The organism is Acinetobacter sp. YH01006 (genome assembly GCF_013420445.1).
Lineage (GTDB): Bacteria > Pseudomonadota > Gammaproteobacteria > Pseudomonadales > Moraxellaceae > Acinetobacter > Acinetobacter pseudolwoffii.
In genome coordinates, this window is sequence record NZ_VOYB01000004.1 from 203,245 (window position 1) to 225,524 (window position 22,280).

Consider the following 22,280-nt stretch of genomic DNA (forward strand, 5'->3'; position numbering starts at 1 on the left):
CTAACTTTATTCTGGTAGTTTAAAGTCAGCTACAGATTCACGTAATGCATCGGCCATATTTGCCAGTTCAGATACCGAACGTGCTGTATCGAAGGTGGCACTGGTGGTTTGCGAAGTAATTTCCTGTACGACATTCATCGTGGTCGCAATATGACCTGCAGATGCAGACTGCAGTTTTGCTGCATCAGAAATGTTCGCAATCAGTTTCGCCAGGTTATTCGATACGGTTTGAATCTCATCCAGTGCCACACCGGCATCTTTAGACAAGTTCGCACCACGTACAACCTCGGCTGTAGTTTGCTCCATCGAAATAACCGCTTCGTTGGTATCGGTCTGAATGGTTTTTACCAGGCCTTCAATCTGCTTGGTTGCAGACGCAGAACGCTCTGCAAGACGCTGTACTTCATCGGCTACAACTGCGAAACCACGACCGGCTTCACCCGCCATCGACGCCTGAATGGCTGCGTTCAATGCCAAAATGTTGGTTTGGTCGGCAATATCGTTAATCAAGGCAACGATGTTACCAATTTCCTGAGAAGATTCACCCAGACGTTTAATACGTTTTGAGGTTTCCTGAATCTGTTCACGAATCGTGTCCATCCCCTCAATCGAGCGTTGTACGACATCCGCACCATTTGCAGCAATTTGTACCGAACGGTCTGCTACCACAGCAGATTCATCGGCGTTGGCAGATACCTGATCAATCGACATGGCCATTTCGTTAATTGCCGCAGAAGCACCGGCAATTTCCTGAGCCTGATGTTCAGAAGCTTCAGCCAACTGGTTGGTAATGCCCTGTGTGGTCGCGGTATATTGCGCAACTTCTTGCGAAGTTTCAGTAATACGCGATACCAGGTCACGTAACTGGTCGATTGCAAAGTTAATCGAGTCGGCAATCGCACCGGTAAAGTCTTCCGATACTGTTGCGTATGAACGTAAATCACCATCTGCAAGATCGGCGATTTCATCCAGTAAACGTAAAATCGCATTCTGGTTACGGTCATATTCTTCTTGTAAACGGCCTACACGCTGCTTATCCGATACACCACGTAAAGAAAGCAATTTGAATACACAAAGCAAGAAACCAAGTAACAAGGCAATCAACAGGATGGCTGGAATAACGGTTTTAAGACCTGAGTTACCTGATAATTTGTTCAGGTTATCTAAAAGCACATCAGACTGGGCAAAAATAGATGCAGCGGCCTGACGAACTTTTACAATTTCAGTCGAGTTCTTCAGAATAATTGCTGATGCTGATTCGAGTACTTCATCATATTCAGCCTTAATACCTTCTAGAGATTCACGCATTGCTGGATCAGCAATACGCTGTACGCCCAGTTCAACAGAACCATTCAATTGTGCATTTAAATAAGAGCCGAAAGTTTCGGTATCGGCACTAAAGTCATCCGCCGATTCACGAGAGCCATCACTACCCGTCAATACCAGACTGATTGAACGTAAAATACGTTCTGCAATAAATACCTGGTTCTTGGCAATCACCACCTGGCTCGATGGCATATCTTGACGCGCCATCTGGTCAACCATCAAGTTATATTCCGCCTGAATCCCGGGAATTGCTTCACCAATGGCAATGTTGGTGTCGTATAACTGGTTAATGATCTTTTGTTGCGAGGTAATCAGATCAATACCGCTAGAAACTTCTGTCCACTGTTTATCAACAGCTTGTAGCGCCTCATTATCTGAATGAATATTTTTAACTGTTTCAAGGTTCTCAGCAAAAGATTTTTGCGAGTCAGTTAGGTTTTTCATTGCCTCCGGTGTACCCGAAGCGGTTGCTTCAGTTGCTTGGCGCGAAATCGTTTGCGAGAGGAGACGTAAATCACCCAGACTTTGAGTGAGTTCGTTGCTACGTGGCACACTATAAAAAAGATATAATAAAGTGATCAGTGCGGCTAAAAGACAGCCTGCTGCCCCATAGATCAGCGGTTTTGACTTTTCACTACCACCAAATACACGTGATAATTGATCTATTTGCGATTGAATCTTAGTGAAAAAAGCATTACCGCCTTTGCGGCCAGTGCTTTCACCTGTATTTTTCTTTTTAAGTTTAAAGCCCATGCAGCCTCTCCCCGGTTGACGCCTTGATCACTTTCGTGCGCGACATTTAATTTATAAATTTTATAGATGCGTTCATAAAATTTGGATTTTGCAACAGACGACTGAATAAGAACACATGCCACTGCTGGTTGTGCTGATGAAAAAATCCTTGACAGTATTCTTGTAAGTTTTCATCTAATTCAGATTTCTTCGAAAAGAAACTTTTCTTATTGAAATGTTGTATACCCAAAACTTGATCTACGACCAAACCGACATACTGGTCATTATGGTTGATGCACAATACTTTTTGAGTCGGTGAAAACTGACTGCTATGCCCTGATACGTATTGAGTGAGATCAGAAACGGATAACAATCTTCCCCGGATATTCGCCAGACCCAACACCCATGCTTGTGTCTTGGGTACCGGCGTATATTTTGGGGGATAAATCACTTCTGATACTTCCCCCAGCGGAGCAACAAAATATTGCCCCATCATCTCAAAAGCAATGCCCGACCATCGGTTCACTTCATTGTCATTGGAAACGTAGTTTTTATTTCCCCGTTTCGCAATGCGAAGCAATTCGATAAATCCATTTGCTGCCATAGAGCTTATCCTGCATTGAGGTGTTGCTTAATTACTTCTATTAATTGTTTTTCATCTACTGGTTTTGTTAGATAGTCTGCTGCACCCTGACGCTTGCCCCACACGCGGTCAGTGGCCTGATCTTTGGTACTGACAATCACAATTGGAATGTGTTTGGTGGTCGCCCCACGCGCAATCTGACGGGTCGCCTGGAATCCGTTTACGCCCGGCATCACAACGTCCATCAGGACCAGATCAGGCAATTCAGCCTGTGCCATGGTGACGCCATCGGCCCCATTGGCTGCTTCAATCACCTCAAAGCCATGTTTAGAAAGAATTTCTCTAAAGCGAAAAGTTTCTGTCGGTGAGTCATCCACAATTAGGATACGTGCCATGCCAATTCCCCAAAAAAAAAATCAAATATTAAGCACTAATATGGTTACGGATTGCGTTCAGCAATTCATCTTTACTAAAAGGTTTGGTCAGGTATTCATCTGAACCCACAACACGACCTTTGGCCTGATCAAATAAACCATCTTTACTTGATAGCATAATCACAGGAATATTCTGGTAATTCTGAGAATTTTTAATTAACGCGCAAGTTTGATAGCCATCTAGACGCGGCATCATGATGTCTACAAACACGATATCTGGATTTGCTTCGGCAATTTTTGACAAAGCTTCAAATCCGTCGACGGCAGTAATCACTTCATAACCTTCGCGCTGAAGAAGAGTTTCCGCGGTACGACGAATGGTCTTTGAGTCATCAATAACCATAACTTTTAGATTTTGGAATTTATCGTCCATTTGTTTAACCCTTCCCATTTTAGAAACTATTATGCCATAAGGCTCATAGGATTATTTTATTACGATCGATAAACATTTTTAACATAAAGTCACTTGTATTATCAACGAACATTTTCTACACAAGTAGACAAAATCAGTTATTTTTAACAACAGCTTCACATTTTACCCACGCCGATGTTTTTTTTTTGACTAACGGTAGTTTTTAATTCGTAAATTTAAGTCTAATATAACAAGATTATTACTTTAAAATAAGTAATTTAGTCAACTTTAAATTTAGGGAGCCAATGATGGGTCAGTTTTCAGAAAAACTTGCTGTCATTGATAAAAATAAAATGACTGGTCAATTCATTGTTGCTGTGCTGTTACTATTACAGGTGACCTTAGCTTGTGCCAACAATAACCAAATCCAGCAAAAGGCCACTTGGTACCGCTATTATGATAGTAAAGGCGTGGCCAATATCAGCACTAATGTGACGCCCAATCATATCCGTTACGGTTATGAAGCGCTTGACCAGAATATGCAGGTCATTAAACGTGCTCGTCCTTATAATGCCGAAGCCGATATCAGACAGGCTCCCCAACGTGCTCAACAGGCCAAGCGGATCGCCGAAGACAATAGACTGAAGCGAGCGTACAATAATAGTCAGACCGCCTTACAGAAAAAAAATGACAGTCTGCTACAGTTGAAAAAGCAAATTGATTTTCAGCAAGAACAAATGAAGCAATTGCAAAAAGATCGAGTGATGTTTGTACGCCAAGAACGTGAATATTTACGTAAAGGTAAGGCTCCACCGGCACACCTGAAAACCACACTTGAGAATAATCATAAAAATCTCATTTCCCAAAAAGAAAATATTCAATCTTTACAAAGTCGCTATCGAAATCTGGAAGCAGAATACGACAAAATTATCGCCCGTTTAAAAGCACTTGAATAAATACAGATAGCTTGTGTTGGTTTTAAACCACAGTAAGCTACAAGGACTCTTATGCAAACTGCACCACATGCTCATGGTTTAAATATGCCTTCTCCGCGCTCTCTCCTGATCATGAGTGCACTTTGCTTAAATATGTTATTAGTGGCTTGTGATAAAAATGAACCCGTACAGCAAGCCGAAACACCCACATCCATTGAACTGATTCCTCAAGACCTGATTGCAGTACAGTCCGGCAACTCAGTTCAAAAAACTGCGTTTACCGGCACGATTCGGGCTGTCAATCAAAGCAGTATTCAGGCGCAGGTGTCTGCCACCGCCACCAGTGTCAATGCCCAAGTCGGTCAGACCGTCTCCAAAGGTCAGGTGCTGGTACGGCTAAACAATCAGGACAATGCTGCCCGACTGGCACAGGCACGTGCCAATCTGGCCTCTACTCAAGCTCAGGCCAATCAGGCTCGAAACATGATGCAACGTAAAAAGCGTCTGCTCGATCAGGGCTTTATTTCAAAAGTAGAATATGAACAGAGTCAGGTCGATTATCAGGCACAGCTGGAAAATGTACGTGCCCAGCAAGCCAATGTCGATATTGCCGAGAAAGCAGATCGTGACGGAACCATGACCAGTCCGATCAGTGGCGTGATTACCCAGCGTCAGGTGGAACCTGGCCAGACCGTATCGATTGGACAAACCCTGTTTGAAATTGTTGATCCTAAACAGCTGGAAATTCAGGCACGCGTGCCTAGTGACCTACAATCAAACTTAAGGCTAGGCAGTCAAGTCGAATACAGCATTCAAGGCAATCCCAATCGGCTCACTGCAGTGATGAGCCGGATTTCCCCGATCGCCGATCAGGCCAGTCGCCAGATCGAATTCTTTGCTACGCCGAATGAAACAATTCCCTCTTTAAGTATCGGTTCCTTTGTAGAAGGCAATATTTTGAGTTCACGCCAAATCAGTGGGCAGATTATTCCCCTAGATACGCTGCAGGATATCCAGAACAAACCCTATGTCTGGGTGATTCGCCAGAATAAACTTATCAAGGCCAATGTGCAGATACTGGAACAGCGCTATAACGACAATATTGCAGTGGTCAAAGGATTGGAAAGCACCGATCAGGTCAGCCGAATTAAATTTAGCGAAGCCGATCTACAAAAAACTGTCACACTTCGCTCGAACTAAAGCGCCTCACACAGGATCATTGACATGTGGTTTACCCGAATTAGTGTGAAGTATCCAGTTTTCACCATCATGATGATGTTCTGTCTGATGGTATTGGGACTGGCTTCCTGGCAGCGGATGGGCGTTGAAGAATTTCCCGATGTCGATTTTCCCTTTGTGGTGGTGTATACCAACTACCCGGGTGCTTCTCCAGAAACGGTCGAGTCAGAAATAACCAAGAAACTCGAAGATCAGATCAATACCATTTCTGGTTTAAAACAGGTGATTTCACAGTCCAGTGAAGGCCTGTCGATGATCACGACTGAATTCAACCTAGATGTACCTTCTACCACAGCCGCTCAGGATGTGCGGGATAAAATTGCCTCGGTAACTGCTGAATTTCGTGATGAAATTCAGGATCCGATTGTCGAACGTTATGATCCAACCGCAAATGCGGTCATGTCGATCGTATTTGAATCCAATAACATGGATATCAAAGCACTCAGTTCTTATCTGGATCAGCGGATTGTACCCCAACTGCGCACAGTTGCTGGCGTGGGAACGGTGAATTTACTCGGCGATGCACAGCGCCAGATCCGGATTCAGGTAGAACCGCAAAAACTGCAAGCTTTTGGCCTTGGTGTAGACAGTGTCATCAATACCTTAAAGGCTGAAAATATTGAAGTTCCAGGCGGCACACTCAAATCTGGCAACTCGGAACTGGTGATTGAGATCAATTCTAAAGTGCTGCATCCCTTGGCCTTCGGCGATCTCATCATTGCCAATAAAAATAGCGTACCAATTTTCCTGAGACAAGTCGCAGAGATCCAAGACAGTCAGGCAGAACTAGAATCTGCCGCCTTTTTAAATGGCAAAACCGCAGTTGCGATTGATATCCTGCGTAGCTCGGACTCTAACGTGATTGAGGTCGTCGATAGAACTTACAAAATTTTAGAAAATATCGAGACCCAGCTTCCTCAGGGGACGACCTTGCAGGTTGTGGTGGATTCTTCCAAAAGTATCCGCGGCACCATTGGCGATGTAGCCCGCACCATTATTGAAGGTGCGGTACTTGCCGTGCTGATTGTTCTGCTATTCCTTGGTTCATTCCGCTCCACTGTGATTACCGGTTTAACTCTGCCGATTGCATTATTAGGTACTTTGACCTTCATCTGGGCCTTTGGCTTCAGTATCAATATGATGACCTTGCTGGCGTTATCCTTGAGTATTGGCCTGTTGATTGATGATGCGATTGTGGTCCGAGAAAATATTGTCCGGCATGCCGACATGGGCAAAGATCATGTGACTGCCGCACTGGATGGCACCAAAGAAATTGGTTTAGCTGTTCTGGCCACCACCCTGACCATTGTCGCCGTGTTTCTGCCGGTGGCCTTTATGGGCGGGATTATTGGTCGTTTCTTTTATCAGTTCGGGGTTACAGTTAGTGTGGCTGTGCTGATTTCGATGTTTGTTAGTTTTACTTTAGATCCGATGCTTTCTGCACATTGGGCCGAAAAGAAAAAAGATCCAAATAAAAGACCCGGACGGGTGAAACGTTTCTTTAGATGGATTTCTGGCAAGCTGGACAATTTAAGCCATGTCTATGAAAAGCTGCTCAAACTGGCGCTGCGCTTCAGATTCATTACCTTAATGATTGCCGTAGCTTCATTATTTGGTGCCTTGGGATTATCGAAACTGATTGGCACCGAATTTGTACCGGTTCCTGACAAAGGCGAAATCCGCATTAAGTTTGAAACACCGGTAGATTCTTCGCTTGAATACTCACAAGCCAAACTGCAACAAGTCGATCAGATTATCCGTCAACACCCTGACGTTAAAGCAACTTATGGCGTAATTAATGGTGTAACTGACCGTGGTAAAAACCACGTCAGCCTGCGAGTGACCGTGACACCACGGATCGAACGCGAAAAAAGCCTGACCGAGCTCAACAATGAGTTTCGACAACGCCTGCAATCGGTTGCCGGGATCAGTATTACCTCGGTTGCATCTGCCGATGAAACCGTTTCGGGTGGTCAAAAGCCAATTATGATCTCGATCAAGGGCCCCGACCTGGATGAACTGCAAAAAATTTCCGATCGTTTTATGACAGAGATTGCCAAGATTGACGGTATTGTCGATTTGGAAACCTCACTGAAAGAACCCAAGCCGACACTCGGTGTACAGATTAATCGTGTCTTGGCCAGTGATTTAGGATTATCCGTGAATCAGATTGCCAATGTGGTTCGTCCACTGATTGCCGGTGATGATGTCACCACCTGGCAGGATGAAAAAGGCGAAACTTATGATGTGAATTTGCGCCTGACAGAAGACCAGCGCAGCTTGCCACGTGATTTACAGAACATGTATATCACTTCAAATAAAACCGATGCCAATCATCAGCCGATTCTGATTCCACTTTCGAGTGTGGCCAAGTTTGAAGAAAAACTCGGTGCTTCACAAATTAACCGCCGTGATTTGGCACGTGAAGTTCTGATAGAAGCCAATACCGCTGGTCGTCCTACAGGAGATATCGGCACGGATATCAGCCGGCTACAAGCCAATTTTGATATGCTGCCAGGTTATAGCTTTGATACCCAAGGTTCAAATGCCGATATGGCAGAATCCGCAGGCTATGCCCTGACCGCCATCACCCTGTCGATTGTGTTTATCTACATTGTGTTGGGTTCACAGTTTAATAGCTTTATCCATCCTGCGGCGATTATGGCCTCCTTGCCATTATCCTTGATTGGTGTGTTCCTGGCGCTGTTCCTGTTTAATTCCACCATGAACCTGTTTTCGATTATCGGGATTATCATGCTAATGGGACTGGTGACCAAGAATGCGATTCTGCTGATCGACTTTATTAAAAAAGCCATGGATCGCGGTGAAGAGCGTTATGATGCGATTATTGCCGCGGGGAAAACCCGACTGCGTCCCATTTTAATGACCACCAGCGCCATGGTCATGGGTATGGTGCCCTTATCCTTAGGGCTGGGTGAAGGCGGTGAACAAAGTGCGCCGATGGCCCATGCCGTGATTGGCGGGGTGATCACCTCAACCCTGCTCACTTTGGTGGTTGTCCCCGTGATCTTTACTTACCTGGATGACTTTAAGAATTTTATGCTGCGTCAGATGCGTAAAATCATGGCATAATTTAATGCAACACAATGAGGTGACATTCCCAAATGCTCATCTCATTTTTTATTGTATAATCTCTGCTTTAACGCTTAATTTTTTAGGACAGTTTCCATGCGCGCGAGTCGCTTTTTATTTGCAACGTTAAGAGAAACCCCGAACGATGCTGAGGTTATTTCCCATCAGTTGATGCTTCGTGCCGGTATGATTCGTAAGTTGGCTTCAGGTCTGTACACCTGGCTGCCGATGGGCGTTCGCGTATTAAATAAAGTTGAAGCGATCGTTCGCGAAGAAATGGACAAGGTCGGTTCACTTCAGGTCTATATGCCAGTGACTCAACCTGCGTCTTTATGGGAAGAATCAGGTCGTTATGTACAATACGGTCCTGAACTGTTACGTTTCAATGACCGCCACGGTAACCCGTTTGTACTGGGTCCAACCCATGAAGAAGTCATCACTGATTTAGCACGCAATGAACTAAAAAGTTATAAGCAGCTCCCTGCCAACTTCTATCAGGTGCAAACCAAATTCCGTGACGAAATTCGTCCGCGTTTTGGGGTAATGCGTTCACGTGAATTCATCATGAAAGATGCCTACTCTTTCCATGCCAATCAGGAATCATTGCAACAAACCTACGACGACATGTATGCAGCCTACTGCAAAATCTTTACTCGTCTTGGTTTAGATTTCCGTCCGGTTCAAGCAGATACCGGTTCGATTGGTGGTTCAGGTTCACACGAATTCCATGTACTGGCTTCAAGCGGTGAAGATGATATCGCATTTTCGACCGAATCAGACTACGCCGCCAATATTGAAATGGCTGAAGCCGTTCTGGTCGGCGAACGTGCGGCACCAACTCAAGAACTTAAACTGGTTGATACGCCAAATCAAAAAACCATTGCGGATGTATCTGCCTTCTTGGGCACGGATCCAGCTCACTCAGTAAAAGCATTGCTTGTTCAAGGCATTGCAAAAGAGGATGGTTCTGTTCCTGTGGTTGCTTTATTCCTTCGTGGCGATCACGAACTGAATGAAATTAAAGCCGAGAAGCATGCACAAATTGCAGCTCCACTCACTTTTGCAACCGAAGAGCAAATCGCAGCACTTGGCTTGACAGCTGGTTTTGTAGGCCCACAAGGTCTGGTTGAAAAAGGTGTCACCGTCATTGTTGACCGTGCAGCATCAGTATTGTCTGACTTTGTTGCAGGTGCTAATACAGCTGACAAGCATGCAACCGGCATAAACTGGGAACGTGATGCACAGTTCACTGAAGTTTATGACTTGCGTAATGTAGTTGAAGGTGACCCTTCTCCAGATGGCAAAGGTACACTGCAAATCAAACGTGGTATCGAAGTGGGTCATATCTTCCAGTTGGGTCAGAAATACTCTGAAGCATTGGGCTGTAAAGTCTTAGGTGAAGATGGCAAACCATTCACTGTGACCATGGGTTGCTATGGTATTGGGGTAACACGTGTGGTTGCGTCTGCCATTGAACAAAACTTTGACGAGAAAGGCATTATTTGGCCAACTGCCATTGCCCCGTTTGAAGTGGCCATTGTACCGATGAATGCACATAAATCACCACGCACAGTAGAAGCAGCTGAAGCGCTTTATGCTGAACTCACTGCTGCGGGTTATGACGTAATTCTAGATGATCGTAACGAACGTCCAGGCGTTAAATTTTCTGACCTTGAGTTGACCGGTATTCCACATCGTATTGTGATTGGTGAAAAAGGCTTGGATGCAGGTACTTTTGAATATAAAGGTCGCCGTGATGCTGAATCTGTAAATATTTCCAAAGAAGAGTTGTTGGCTAAAATCGCGAAATAATTTTGCTTTCTTAATAAAAAAATCCCGTCAAGTGCGGGATTTTTTATTCTTTTTAACTTAACAGAATTTATGTCCACCGAAGCAGTTCGGTTGAAAGTTCTGGCCTTTAAGCTCTAAATTTTTCAAAGGAAAATCAAGAAGTGCCGGGTTTTTAATTTCTTTCACATCTAAAGCTCCATCAAATACACAATTCAAAAGACTTCCACATGCTCTGGGTTTTGATGTTAAATCATGATTAATCCCTGCAATGGTTTGTGCTAATACCGCATTAGTAATATCCACACCTTTATTTGGACTAATATCACCAAGATTTACCTCATCCTCGATTGCCATCCACCAACCTTGATTAGCAGCAACGGCAGCACCCGGCCAAAGTATTTTTTGCGATTGTAATGATAAAGATGCTGGGTTATTCAAATACAATGCATGGATTAAGCCAAGATCTTGATCCACTGTAATATCTGTTCTAAGGCCTGTCATATAGCCTGTAATTTGTTTATCCAGTGTAAGCTCAAATAAATCCAGTGGCTTTAAAATGGCCTTTAATGGGCCACTAAAATCAATTCTGTCAACTGTACCAGTCCCCTTTAATTTAACTTCACTCATTCGTGTTCCTGAAACTATAGTGGCTGGAATCACAAATGGCGCATTGGTACTTGTTAAATTAAAAGTATAATCATTCGATTTATAATGAAGTTCCAGATCCTGCCCCAATATTGTTCCCGTAACAGCACCTTCAATATATTTATTGCCAGTTGATGCATAGGTCATTGTTCTTGGATTAGTTACAGCTGTTCCTTTGGCTTCTTTAGTCTTCATATATCCACTAAAACTATTAATACCATTTGGTGTGGCCGTATTTTCTGTACCCATAGTCAGTAGACCTGAAATCTTTTCTGCACTTAAACGGAAACCCAAAACTTCACGTGTAGATGCCTGATTTGGATTTTTTATAGCAAATTGAACAAAAGGATTAGTAATCAAGGCAGAGGTCGCAGCACGATCCATTCCATTTGCAGAATTACCACTTAAGGAAATATGATCAATATCAATATCACAACCAGTTGCACCATTAATTCCTCCACAACCAAGTTGCAGTTTTTTAATATTGGCATTAATTTCCATTTCAGCTTCTAGACCCAATTTATAAAATGAGATATTTCTCTGGTCATATGCCTCTCCCAAATTATCAACTTGGTTAAATCCGGCCTGAACCTCCATTGACAATAAAGCTTGTCCATTAATATTTGAAAGCTCCTGATCTTCTAATGAGGTTAATGCAGATACATGACCACTCAATCCCACCATCGCCGCAACTAGACTCTTTAATATTATTTTTTTCATTTTTCTCATCCTGAATTTAGCGTGGTGTGATTCCCAGCGTGCTACGAATAGTGCCACCAGTCAGTGCAATACTTGCCATGTTTTGCATATTGCCATTGGTCGCCATCGCAAAATTGGTTTTAAATGGTGTCGCGATATTATTTTCATAATTGAGTTTGACCTGATTATCCAACGTTACGGTATCAGCACTGACACGAACTTTCCCATTAACACCCAAATGACCTTCCATCCGGTTAAAGTTGATCGAAGAAACGTTTAATGCTCCTGTTGTTAAATCAATATCTTCATTGGAGATACTAAAGTAGCTACCCAGATTAGCTTTATCTGCACTTTCTTCTGATGTGAGTGGCCTAAATTTAAAGTTTGCATCAAATGACAAAAAGTTGGTATCTGGTGAACTTGCGGTTGGATCTACCCCAGGAATAATCAGAAGCTCACCATTTCCATCGAGCTTAAAGGCAATATTGGTCAGTACATCATCACGTTTAGAAAAATTATCGTGAGGCACATAGCCTCCGCATTTACTGACTGATGCAGTGCTACAGTTATATTTAGATCCTGGTAATTGCCCCATTGCGAGCTCTGCTTTTGCTGCAATCAGTAATTTATCGGCACGAATATAAATCCCTTCATCTTCATAGCCAATAATCCCTTCAGATTTAATTAAAGCATCGATATTTCTAAAGCCGGCATAATAATTAACTGCCTCACCATGATCGCCATTCTTGCCATCAATCAATATTATTGAGGTAGTGCTTGGCAAACCGGTTTTCTTGTCGACCCCGTATCCTTCAGTAGAGGCCATGATGTTATAGGCAATTGCCTGCTTATTATCTGTTCCATAAGTTGTTCCAGACAACGCGACATTGGCATTTAAATTATAAATAGGAATACCAATCCCCCATGAACCGCCATCCCCACCAAGTTCTGTCAAGGAGTTATCTGAAATAAAACGTGCTTTCGCAGCAATTGCCTGAAAGTCCATTCCTCGTACTGCAATAAAAGCAAAATCCTCTCCATCTCCTGCTGTACTCAGTGTCTGTTTCAGTACATCACTACTATGCCCCAAGGTTTTTCGCATATTTTCATTGATGATAAAATCGAGACTTTTAGCCGTAATAGTATTTATATAAATATCACCAAAATCGATATAGGCATTTTTACCATGTAAATTTTCATCAGCATTCCGTGTTGTCAGGGGCCTAATATTGGAGAATTGGACTGCATAGCTTCCATGGCCAGTATGACCAATTTCAAGCACGGTAGGCGCGATGTTGCTTGGGTGACCACTAGCAGCACCAGTAAAGTCGGCAGATAAGCCCAGATGCAAACCCCCTTCACCCACCAGATCGCTATATCCTGCTGCAGTTTTGTCTTGACGCTGTAAAACACCATTTAACTTGTTACTTACATCAAAAGTACCAATCTGGGTTTGATCGGCATTCATGGATAATCTGGCATTGGTCACCGCACCTGAAGCCCCAAGACGCATAATATTTTTACGTTCGTTATTTGGCGTGTTATAACGCAAGTCAATATTAACGCCAGGATTGGTCGGATTAACCCGGCCAATAGCAATATCAGTGGTATCTTCAACACGTTTTAAATCCACGTAATGGTCTTGATTGCCATTTCGGGTAGTGAGTACAACACCTTCATTGGGGTCAATGTACATATAGCCCTGACCCGCAAAATTAAAGTTAAAGTCATTTAAAATCAGGCTATTTTCACCTAGTTTATGACTAATGGTGGCATTTTTAAGTTGAAAATCGATACTGGCAATTGCCTCTTTATTAAATAAACCTGCAGTAGTTTGTAATAGAACACTAAGCGGCGTAGAGGTACTAATCCCTAATGCACCTAGACTTTGACTAGATTGTACGCCAGCAGTCCGAATACTATTCGCAGACTGGCTACATGGATTGGTCGTACAGGCTGTCTTTACCAGTTTTAAATCTGCAGTGGCTTGAAATGGTGAAACACTTGCAGCAAGCCGAAGTCCTGCCCCTTGTGAAGTAGCACCTACATCTATTTCAAGTTGACTAATAATTGGCTTATTATCTTTTCCAATAATTTCAACATTATGTAGACCTAAACCCATTTTAGTACTGGCAGTTGGATTGGGATCATACCAATTGACTTGAGCAATGTTGGCTTTAGAAATTTCATGAGTAATCACCATACCATCTTGTCCAGTGACTTCGCTCAATTCCTGCTCTTCAATGGTTTCAAGTGCATAAGCTTGCTGTATAAGACACATGCATACCGTTAGTAACTTCAACTTTATTGTTGTTTTTTTCATTTTTATATCCTTATGCTGTACTTGACGCTGCGATTAACAACGACTTTGTGCCCCACCTGTACAGTTATAACCAAATATTTTCAAATTACCGGACATATGCAGATTTCCATGAACATTCAATCCCATAAAACCTTTTTCGGCCCCCTTATCAAATGAAGGCACATCTTGTGTCGAGGTAGAAAAACCGCCTTCGGTATTATAGGTGCGTGCTGTATAAGTGTCATAAGTACCTGTATTGGCATAACCTTCTAGTGCACCACCCCCTGTACCCGTTTCAATCGACACTGTACTGAAACCCAAGTTTCTGATTTTCAAAGGTTTGTCATCATAAAAGCTGACTTTCATCGCTGTTTGCGGTTCATTACGATGATTAATGATGGTTGTTCCATCGATAGAAAACTTGTCAATCTGAATCGTGCCCTGAATACCTTTAAATACTAACCATTTTTTATTCCCATTGGCATCGACATGATTATTTGGGGCTATTGCCAAACGGCAAAACTGTTTTGTTGCACCACATGTTGTCGGATCTAAAACATAAAATACTTCTAGTGGATTATCATTTCCATCAAGTCGAGAAATTGTATCTTTGGTTAAATCTGTGGCGTAAATATGATTTAAGGATAAAGTCCAGTTAAGGTCTGCTCCGCCCTGTCCTACTGTCTCAGTTAACTCTTGCTGATTAAGGACTTCCAATCCGGCTTGACTGAGCATAGAGGTACATATCAATGCGCAGAGGGTCAATAATTTGGACATTTTTATACTCCCTTACAGACCAGTTGTTCTAATTTTTAAATGCTGAATCAGTACGCCATCAATGACTGCAGACCCAAAATTCTTACTTATACCATCAGTACTCTTGAATACGACTCCCGTGGAGTTGGGGCCATCTTTGGCGCGCAGCAAATTTGTTCCTGGGATACGCTCTGTAGTCCCTATTGAAATACTACTGTGAGTGGCGTTACGGCCTTGATAAAGCACGGTCGCATCTGAAGCATTATTTTTAATCGGCGTACCACAACTATAGACATTACAGGTTGAACCTTTTAAATCAGATTCTCCTAGTCCACCCCCATAATTCTGATAAATTTGATTATAGATAGCAGGAATATTTGGAATACGTGTCACTTCTAAAATAATATTATTGCCTTCTGAACCGACCACAAAAGGCTGATACATATTACCGAGCACCAGGTTAATATTTGGACTATATAAATATAAACCCTCAGAATCATGAAATATGGGAGCAGCACTTCCGTTTAAGGCTGGGGTCGGGACATTACCATCAAGTGCATCTGTTTTTGCTGCGGTACTTAGACGAATACCTTTACTGTTAAGATTGCTATCGCTACTGCTTAGAGTTTCTGGCCGATCATTGGTATTTAAACGAACGATACTTGCCATTCCTAAAGTTTGATTATAGTCCTTATTATCCGATTCCAAGGTTTGGAATAACCGAACTTGCGAACCATTTAAACTGAGACCATTGGCAACAAATTGCGTTCTTAATCGGTAATTTGTATCAAGCCCTGAAGTGGGCCCACCTGTTATAGGATCGACAACATTAGAGGAATTAAGCTCACGTGCAAAAATATCACTCCAAAACCCCAATTTAATATTATTATCACTTTCATCTGGAGCAATCTTGGCAAGAGGCGCTTCTAGAGCAATATAGCCTACATCTTTAGCAGCGTCCTTAAACTGTTTGACGCTTTCAGTTCCTGCCCGGAATAACCAAGGATTATCTGCAGATCCCCAACTAAAACCCTGATTACTGTATCGCGTGCTCAGCGAGTCATCACTTTTTGATAATGCCAGACCATAAATGAAAACATCTGCCTTGGTACGCAGGCTTCCAATATTGGCATTTTGTGCAGCAGCTTTTGCCATATTTATTGCATTTCGTACAACTTCATCATGCACGGTATTACTGGCTGTTGTTGCCTGTTCTTTCGCATAATCTGCAGCCAACTGATTTAGCATTTCAGTGGTCTTGGCTGCAAGCTGACTATCTACTGTATTTTTAATGACATTTGCACGAACATAGCTTGGAAACTGCTGTTTAAAACTTTGGTAAAAAGGTGAATTTGGAAGATTCGCTTCATAATTGTTTCCATACAACAACTCAATCATCTCAAGCGTATTTCTTAAAGCATGCTGAGATGATTTTTCCTTATTATGCCAAGTTCCACTTACACCATTTGTATCCGTTCCATCATTTATAATGGAATATATACCTGTTAAACCATCCCAATAATCTTCATAACGTTGATCATAATACTGTTTCATAATGGGGGTTTCTAAGATATCTTGCACCTTTTTAGTACGGTATGCAGTCGTATATTCAGTAGCAATTTCACTAGCTATACGCGTGCGATTGTCCGTAATATAAGTATCTCGGCTGGATGTATACGTATCTCCATATACATGGTTATAGATTCTCGCACGTTCAGCTAGATAAGCATTATGGTAAGTATTGCTATAAACTTTATCGTATAAACGCTCCCCTAGCTTTTCATAGTTTTCACCAGTTGGAATAATGCGAATAAAACCCGTATCCGCCTGTCCCGGATTTTCAATACCTCTGGCATAACTGGAACCAGCAGAAATATCTTTAGGGCCTTGAAACACCATTTTAAAATCATCAAGTACGAGCGCAACCCCCTCACCCGTGGTGTCAGAAAGAGAAGAATCTGATAATTCCTGCATCGCATGCGCAGAAGGCAACAGGATTAAACCAATTGTCATTGCTAAATAATTTTTGCGAAATTTAAATAGATCTTTTATCTGAGTCATCTCACTCTTTCCTTTTTATCCGATGCTCCGCATCTTTATGTTTCAGCTTCCCAGCCGCTACATTTTGTTTTTTATGATGCATTGCATCTTTTTTATGGTTATTCGGAATCTATTATGCTGACTTTTAATACAGATGCCAAAGTCAATTGAAGTAAAAACCTGAGTTTCCGATGAATGAAAATCTCAAAAAAATAAACGGGACATATAGTCCCGTTATTCAATATTTTAAACTGCTTAGGTCTTCGGCAAAGTAACGCCAGTTTGGCCTTGATATTTTCCGCCACGATCTTTATATGACGTTTCACACACTTCATCAGACTCAAAAAATAGCATTTGTGCGACACCTTCCCCTGCATAAATACGCGCAGGAAGGTTGGTGGTATTTGAGAACTCTAAAGTTACATGACCTTCCCACTCTGGCTCAAGCGGAGTGACGTTGACAATGATACCGCAACGCGCATAAGTCGACTTGCCCAGGCAAACCGTCAGTACATTACGTGGAATACGGAAATACTCGATGGTACGGGCCAATGCAAACGAGTTCGGTGGAATAATACAAACATCCGATTCAATATCAATAAAGCTGCGTTCATCAAAGTTCTTCGGATCGACAATTGCAGAATGCACATTGGTAAATACTTTAAATTCCCGTGCACAACGCACGTCATAACCATAGCTCGATACGCCATACGAAATCAGCTTTTGACCATTTTCATCCAAACGTACCTGGTTTTCTGCATACGGTTCAATCATGCCGTGTTTTTCGCTCATTTCGCGAATCCAACGATCAGACTTAATTGCCATTGATATAATCCAAAAATCTTAAGAACAAGTTATTGCGACGTACTTTAACTGAAATTGCCCCCAATGAAAATAAGTGAAGCGCTTGCAGCCACAGTGGATAAAAAATTGCTGATAGATATCAGCTTATAAACTTAAAAGTGCAGAATAGCTTAAAGGAATCGAAAAGCTCATTAACACCAGTGATGCGGTTTTTTGCAGGTTTTTTTGATTGAGCCAGCGACTGTTTTTTCTGGCCAGTATTGAGCCGAGGAAAGTCCAGAAGAATGCAATCGGAATCAGCAAAACCAGGAATACTAACATATGAGTCACATAGTGCTGACTGCTTTTCCAGACAATCACCGGAAAGATCGCTGAAGCAAATAAAAGTGCTTTAGGATTTAACAAGGTTGCCAGAAATAGTTCTCGTGCACGAATCGAGACATTTTCAAAATTTTCACTGAGTTCTGCCGTGCGCCATAATTTCACAGCCAGAAAAAGGATATAGCCGGCACTAAACAGCTTGAGAATGGTCGGCAAAAGCGGAAGATGAACGGAAATTTTTCCGATCAGAATGCCCCAAAAGCTAATGGCAATCAGATAGCCAAAGGCTTCAGCAGGAATTAAACGAAATGTTTTTTTAAATCCGACCTGTATGCCTGAAGATGCCAATAAGGTATTGGTTGGGCCTGGTGTTAAAAGAATGGTTGCCACTAAACCAATAAAAAACCATGAAATCATAGTTTGACCTCGCTCTAATCCGCGTAGCATAGAATAGTTCGGTCAATGCTGCAAAAAAATAATTGTAAGAGAACATATAATCAGAATTCACATTGAATTAAATCAATTTAATTCAATCACTTGAAACCATTTTGGGAACCAATACGCAACAGTCATTTCAGTCAATTTTCTTAATTTAAAGCTGTTTATTTCCGTGAATTATTAATAAAAAAGCCCTAACTTGAATTAGGGCTTAAATATGTGAACTCTCTATTTAATGGGTCAATTAGAAAATTCGGCTCTGATCTTTTTCGGCCTTAGGTAGCTGCGCTGCAATTTTTTCTGCAATCAGCATATAGCTTTCGGCTGCATCATCTCCGGCAATGACTGAAGGTGTGCCAGCATCGGCATTTTCACGAATTTCAGCATCTAAAGGTAAGCGACCCAATAATGGAATATGATATTGCTCAGACAGTTTATCTCCACCGCCTGTGCCAAAAATCTGTTCTTCAAAACCACAATTTGAACAGATATGGGTCGACATATTTTCAATCACGCCCATGATCGGAATTTGCACACGGTTAAACAGTTCAATGCCTTTGGTCGCATCGAGTAGGGCCACGTTTTGTGGTGTGGTGACAATCACTGCCCCGGTTACCGGAATGCGCTGTGCCAACGTCAACTGGATATCCCCTGTACCGGGTGGCATATCAATCATCAGAACATCAAGATCTGGCCATAAGGTCTGGTTAAATAATTGCATCAATGCACCGGTGGCTTTCGGTCCACGCCAAGCCACTGGAGTATTGTGATCACCAGTTAAATGGCCAATCGATAACACTGCCATTCCATAGGCTTCGATAGGGACAAACTGTTCCGCTTCGATCATCGGCGTTTTGCCCGCATTACCGAGCATGGTCGGAATACTCGGACCATAAATATCGGCATCCAGCACACCGACCTTTAAGCCTAATTTTTGCAGAGCCAGTGCCAGATTCACTGTAGTCGTCGATTTACCTACACCGCCCTTGCCGGATGACACCAGAATCACATTTTGAATACGTGGATGTTTTGGTACATCACGTTGCTGAGGTGCAGCTTTTTGAATCGGTGGATTATTGGGATCAGCTTCTTCTTGTTTTGCAGGCTGGGCGGAGGCATCCACCACAGGGGGAAGATTGGGTTTTGCTTCTGCTTTAGGCTGACTGGAACAGCTTTCACCTTCGGCATGCTTATGCCCGCAGCCATCCGATTTATGACTTTTAGGCCCGGTTTTTTGCTGAATCACATGCATATTCAGTTCTTGAATACCACATTTTTGCAAAGCTTGCGCCAGTTCATCATGGATTTGTTGCAGATCTTGTTTTTCTTCAGGATAAGTATTTAAGGTGATTTGTAGGATCTCAGCTTGAACATTGACCTGAGTAATACGCTGTTTGAGCGGATCATTTGAATTTGGCAACAGATAGTTTTGCAATACTTTTTGCACAGCTTCTTCGTTCACCTCCTGCGAAGGTGAAAAGACCGATTTGAGCGAAGAAAGCCACGACATAGGTTACTCCAAAACTATAGATAGATATCCGAATGGCATAGTTTAACGGGGTTTTCGCTTAAGGTTAAGCACTCTGCCGAGAAGATCGAAGAGATATCTGCAATTTCCAACCATTTTACTTGGTTTTGTTGGATTGTAGCGGATAGGCATGCTGAAAGTGAATCAATCAAAGTAAAGCCAACTGGATTCTTTTTGATGTGAAAAGAATTTTTATTGATTTTAGGTGTAGCAAGCCACTTTAACCCTCTTTGATTAAAGTGGCTCTACAATAATCACAGTCTATTTATGATTTTTATTATTTTCAGACTTGTGCTGCTGATCCTTGGCATTTTTATCCTGATCTTCTTTAGATTCACTCTTGTCAGACTGACCTGATTTCGATTCTGAATTTTGAGCTTTGGCATCTTTTTGCTGATCAGAATCATTGCCCTGAGATTGATTTTCTTTCATTTTATTCATGCTATCAGCCGCCATCTGTTTCAGCTCACCCAGCTTGGTAGAGGCTTCACTGACTAACTCAGTAATCTTCTGTTTTGTATCTTCAAACTTATGTACAGCCTCATCTTTTAAATTGGCCATGCTTGCCTGTTGATCGGTCTGAGCTTCTTTAGCATTTTGTTTATCTGACTGATTCGATGATTTATCTTCAGTGCTATGATCAGCTTTTGCCTTTTTTGCGTCATCTGAACCTTGATCATCATTTTTCTGGCCGTTGGACTTGCCATGTTTTAGCTCATTCAGAAGTTTTTCGCCTTTTTGTAATAGCTCCTCACCAATCGCAATTGCCTTCGCTTTTAAATCATCCATCTTAAAGCTTTCAGTTTTGTTATCTGATTGCTCATTTTTTGAATCATCTTTTTGATCAGATGGCTGCTCTTTAGAGTCTTTATCCTTCGATTCCGAGTCAGCGCCTGTATCTTTAGAGTTTTGTTTGCTATCAGAATTTTCATCAGTCTGGTGTGGCTTTGTGTCTTGTGTATCATGCGACTGATTGTGCTTCTGGTCATTCTGGTTTTGCTTTTGCTCTTCTTTGGCTTTCTGATTTAATTGTTTCTCATGTTGTTCTTTGTCTTGATTTTGCTTTGAACTATTGCTCTGGTTCTGCTGAGTCATGAGGTACCCTCCTTAGGCATATCATATAAACAATCAGCCATTTTTTAGCACAAAGTGTGGAGCAAATCGGGCGCAGTAAGCAAACTGCAACAAAGCCTGTACATGTTGTTGCTATTGTTTGCAGTCTGTAGCATGAGCTGCGCCCAATCAGTATTGCAAAGATGAATAATCCAACTCTTTTGGATTCTGGCGATTCAAGTCCATCGATTACTTGAGGTTTCGACAAAGCCTGTCAGCACATTTTCTTTGGCTTCTCATTCAAATGCCGTTATAGCATAGTTTCCAAAGCCAAAGAATCAGTGTTGCCAATTCACAGCAGATGTTTATAGGATGCAAATGCATCAGGAGATATTATTTCAAGTCAGACACGCAAGGTGCTCATAAAGCTGAGCGCAGAGAACAACCAGATCAACAGAATGAAGCTGCGTGCTTGATTGAAGTTGTCGACATCTGTGCCATGTAGCATGTTATGACGGCTCATGGTCACATTCGAGCTTGAATCCATTTTATAGGCAGCAAGTTCAGCAAAATACGGATTCAGTTCAATCGCAATTTTAGACTTATGCCACAGGCTTTTAATTTCATTGCCTTTTAAACCCGGTACGATTTTATAGACATCGACAAACTTGGTGCCATTTTGCTTGAGGAAACCTGCTTTGATCAGGATATCTGTCAAAATACCTTCGAGCTGCGCATAAACATTTGGAATACAACCGCTGTAAAAGCCAAGTTTGTACATTTTCAAGCTTTCAAGCAGCACCAAACGGCGCTTGGCTTTGATGTCTTCATCAATCTCTAAGGCATCAAAGGCTTTCAGCATTTCAGTCTGGAAATATTCGCTATTGATCGTATCGAGTAGCTTAAATTGCTCAATATCTTCAAGCTGGTGAGTGGCCGGCCAAAAATGCATCAAATTTAAAGCATCATTGGCAAACTTTGCGCCAATCGGTTGGTCGAGCTGATCTGCCAGCACTTGGAAATAAGCATCTTGCGCGACTAAACCCGATAAGTTTTTGATTAAAAGTGTATGTTCATCTGCCGAGATGTCTTCAAGATAAGCTTCTGCATCTTTTAAAATCTGACTGCCCAACTGTTTTTGACTCGCTGCATTTTGTTTAATACGCGTGACAGGTTGGTCAAAATCAAAATCATCTTCGTCAATCATGG

At 42.2% G+C, this 22,280-nt stretch carries 17 protein-coding genes; 4 read left to right on the forward strand and 13 right to left on the reverse strand.

Going from position 1 to position 22,280, the window contains the following annotated elements; genetic code table 11:
• Nucleotides 1-6: 6 nt before the first annotated feature.
• From FTT73_RS05585 to pilG, 4 genes are read right to left on the reverse strand one after another with little or no spacing between them, the layout of a single operon-like run.
• Nucleotides 7-2,079, reverse strand: coding sequence for a methyl-accepting chemotaxis protein (locus FTT73_RS05585; protein ID WP_180191129.1), 2,073 nt, complete (start codon nucleotides 2,077-2,079; stop codon nucleotides 7-9).
• Nucleotides 2,080-2,125: 46 nt separating this feature from the next.
• Nucleotides 2,126-2,662, reverse strand: a complete 537-nt coding sequence (locus tag FTT73_RS05590) for a chemotaxis protein CheW (RefSeq protein ID WP_005097846.1) — start codon at nucleotides 2,660-2,662, stop codon at nucleotides 2,126-2,128.
• A gap of 5 nt (nucleotides 2,663-2,667) precedes the next feature.
• Nucleotides 2,668-3,036 (reverse strand): response regulator, encoded by a 369-nt coding sequence (locus FTT73_RS05595; RefSeq protein WP_005097847.1) that lies wholly within the window; start codon nucleotides 3,034-3,036, stop codon nucleotides 2,668-2,670.
• Nucleotides 3,037-3,064: 28 nt separating this feature from the next.
• Nucleotides 3,065-3,448, reverse strand: a complete 384-nt coding sequence (gene pilG, locus FTT73_RS05600; RefSeq protein ID WP_005097851.1) for a twitching motility response regulator PilG — start codon at nucleotides 3,446-3,448, stop codon at nucleotides 3,065-3,067.
• 287 nt (nucleotides 3,449-3,735) lie between these two features.
• Between pilG and FTT73_RS05605 the strand changes: the two genes are divergently transcribed.
• The 4 genes from FTT73_RS05605 to FTT73_RS05620 all read left to right on the forward strand — a co-directional run bounded on the left by FTT73_RS05605 (nucleotide 3,736) and on the right by FTT73_RS05620 (nucleotide 10,506).
• Entirely contained in the window at nucleotides 3,736-4,383 is a 648-nt protein-coding gene (locus FTT73_RS05605; RefSeq protein ID WP_005097852.1) for a hypothetical protein, read from the forward strand.
• Between the two features lie 51 nt (nucleotides 4,384-4,434).
• The gene (locus tag FTT73_RS05610) at nucleotides 4,435-5,562 is read left to right on the forward strand and encodes an efflux RND transporter periplasmic adaptor subunit (protein WP_180078230.1); all 1,128 of its coding nucleotides are present in this window, start codon (nucleotides 4,435-4,437) and stop codon (nucleotides 5,560-5,562) included.
• A gap of 24 nt (nucleotides 5,563-5,586) precedes the next feature.
• A complete protein-coding gene (locus FTT73_RS05615; RefSeq protein WP_180191130.1) occupies nucleotides 5,587-8,694 on the forward strand; it encodes an efflux RND transporter permease subunit in 3,108 nt (1,035 codons plus the stop codon).
• Between the two features lie 96 nt (nucleotides 8,695-8,790).
• Nucleotides 8,791-10,506 (forward strand): proline--tRNA ligase, encoded by a 1,716-nt coding sequence (locus tag FTT73_RS05620; protein ID WP_159138278.1) that lies wholly within the window; start codon nucleotides 8,791-8,793, stop codon nucleotides 10,504-10,506.
• 57 nt (nucleotides 10,507-10,563) lie between these two features.
• Here FTT73_RS05620 and FTT73_RS05625 read toward each other — a convergent pair whose 3' ends face one another.
• From FTT73_RS05625 to FTT73_RS05665, 9 genes are all read right to left on the reverse strand, one after another.
• Nucleotides 10,564-11,850 carry a hypothetical protein gene (locus FTT73_RS05625; RefSeq protein WP_159516130.1) on the reverse strand — a complete coding sequence of 429 codons (1,287 nt, stop codon included), beginning with the start codon at nucleotides 11,848-11,850 and terminating at the stop codon, nucleotides 10,564-10,566.
• A gap of 16 nt (nucleotides 11,851-11,866) precedes the next feature.
• Nucleotides 11,867-14,152, reverse strand: coding sequence for a DUF6160 family protein (locus FTT73_RS05630; protein ID WP_180191131.1), 2,286 nt, complete (start codon nucleotides 14,150-14,152; stop codon nucleotides 11,867-11,869).
• Between the two features lie 33 nt (nucleotides 14,153-14,185).
• Complete coding sequence (locus FTT73_RS05635; protein WP_005097859.1) at nucleotides 14,186-14,908, reverse strand: hypothetical protein; 723 nt, start codon at nucleotides 14,906-14,908, stop codon at nucleotides 14,186-14,188.
• 12 nt (nucleotides 14,909-14,920) lie between these two features.
• Nucleotides 14,921-16,948, reverse strand: a complete 2,028-nt coding sequence (locus tag FTT73_RS05640) for a hypothetical protein (RefSeq protein WP_180078236.1) — start codon at nucleotides 16,946-16,948, stop codon at nucleotides 14,921-14,923.
• A gap of 234 nt (nucleotides 16,949-17,182) precedes the next feature.
• Nucleotides 17,183-17,752: a dCTP deaminase gene (dcd, locus tag FTT73_RS05645; RefSeq protein ID WP_004280726.1), complete on the reverse strand. Its 570-nt coding sequence runs from the start codon at nucleotides 17,750-17,752 to the stop codon at nucleotides 17,183-17,185.
• A 123-nt stretch (nucleotides 17,753-17,875) separates the two neighbouring features.
• Nucleotides 17,876-18,469, reverse strand: coding sequence for a LysE family translocator (locus tag FTT73_RS05650; protein WP_100329137.1), 594 nt, complete (start codon nucleotides 18,467-18,469; stop codon nucleotides 17,876-17,878).
• Nucleotides 18,470-18,734: 265 nt separating this feature from the next.
• Nucleotides 18,735-20,000, reverse strand: a complete 1,266-nt coding sequence (gene apbC, locus FTT73_RS05655; protein ID WP_005097862.1) for an iron-sulfur cluster carrier protein ApbC — start codon at nucleotides 19,998-20,000, stop codon at nucleotides 18,735-18,737.
• A gap of 279 nt (nucleotides 20,001-20,279) precedes the next feature.
• Nucleotides 20,280-21,113 carry a hypothetical protein gene (locus FTT73_RS05660; RefSeq protein WP_074383444.1) on the reverse strand — a complete coding sequence of 278 codons (834 nt, stop codon included), beginning with the start codon at nucleotides 21,111-21,113 and terminating at the stop codon, nucleotides 20,280-20,282.
• Nucleotides 21,114-21,474: 361 nt separating this feature from the next.
• Complete coding sequence (locus FTT73_RS05665) at nucleotides 21,475-22,278, reverse strand: hypothetical protein (protein ID WP_180191132.1); 804 nt, start codon at nucleotides 22,276-22,278, stop codon at nucleotides 21,475-21,477.
• Between the last annotated feature and the right edge of the window lie 2 nt (nucleotides 22,279-22,280).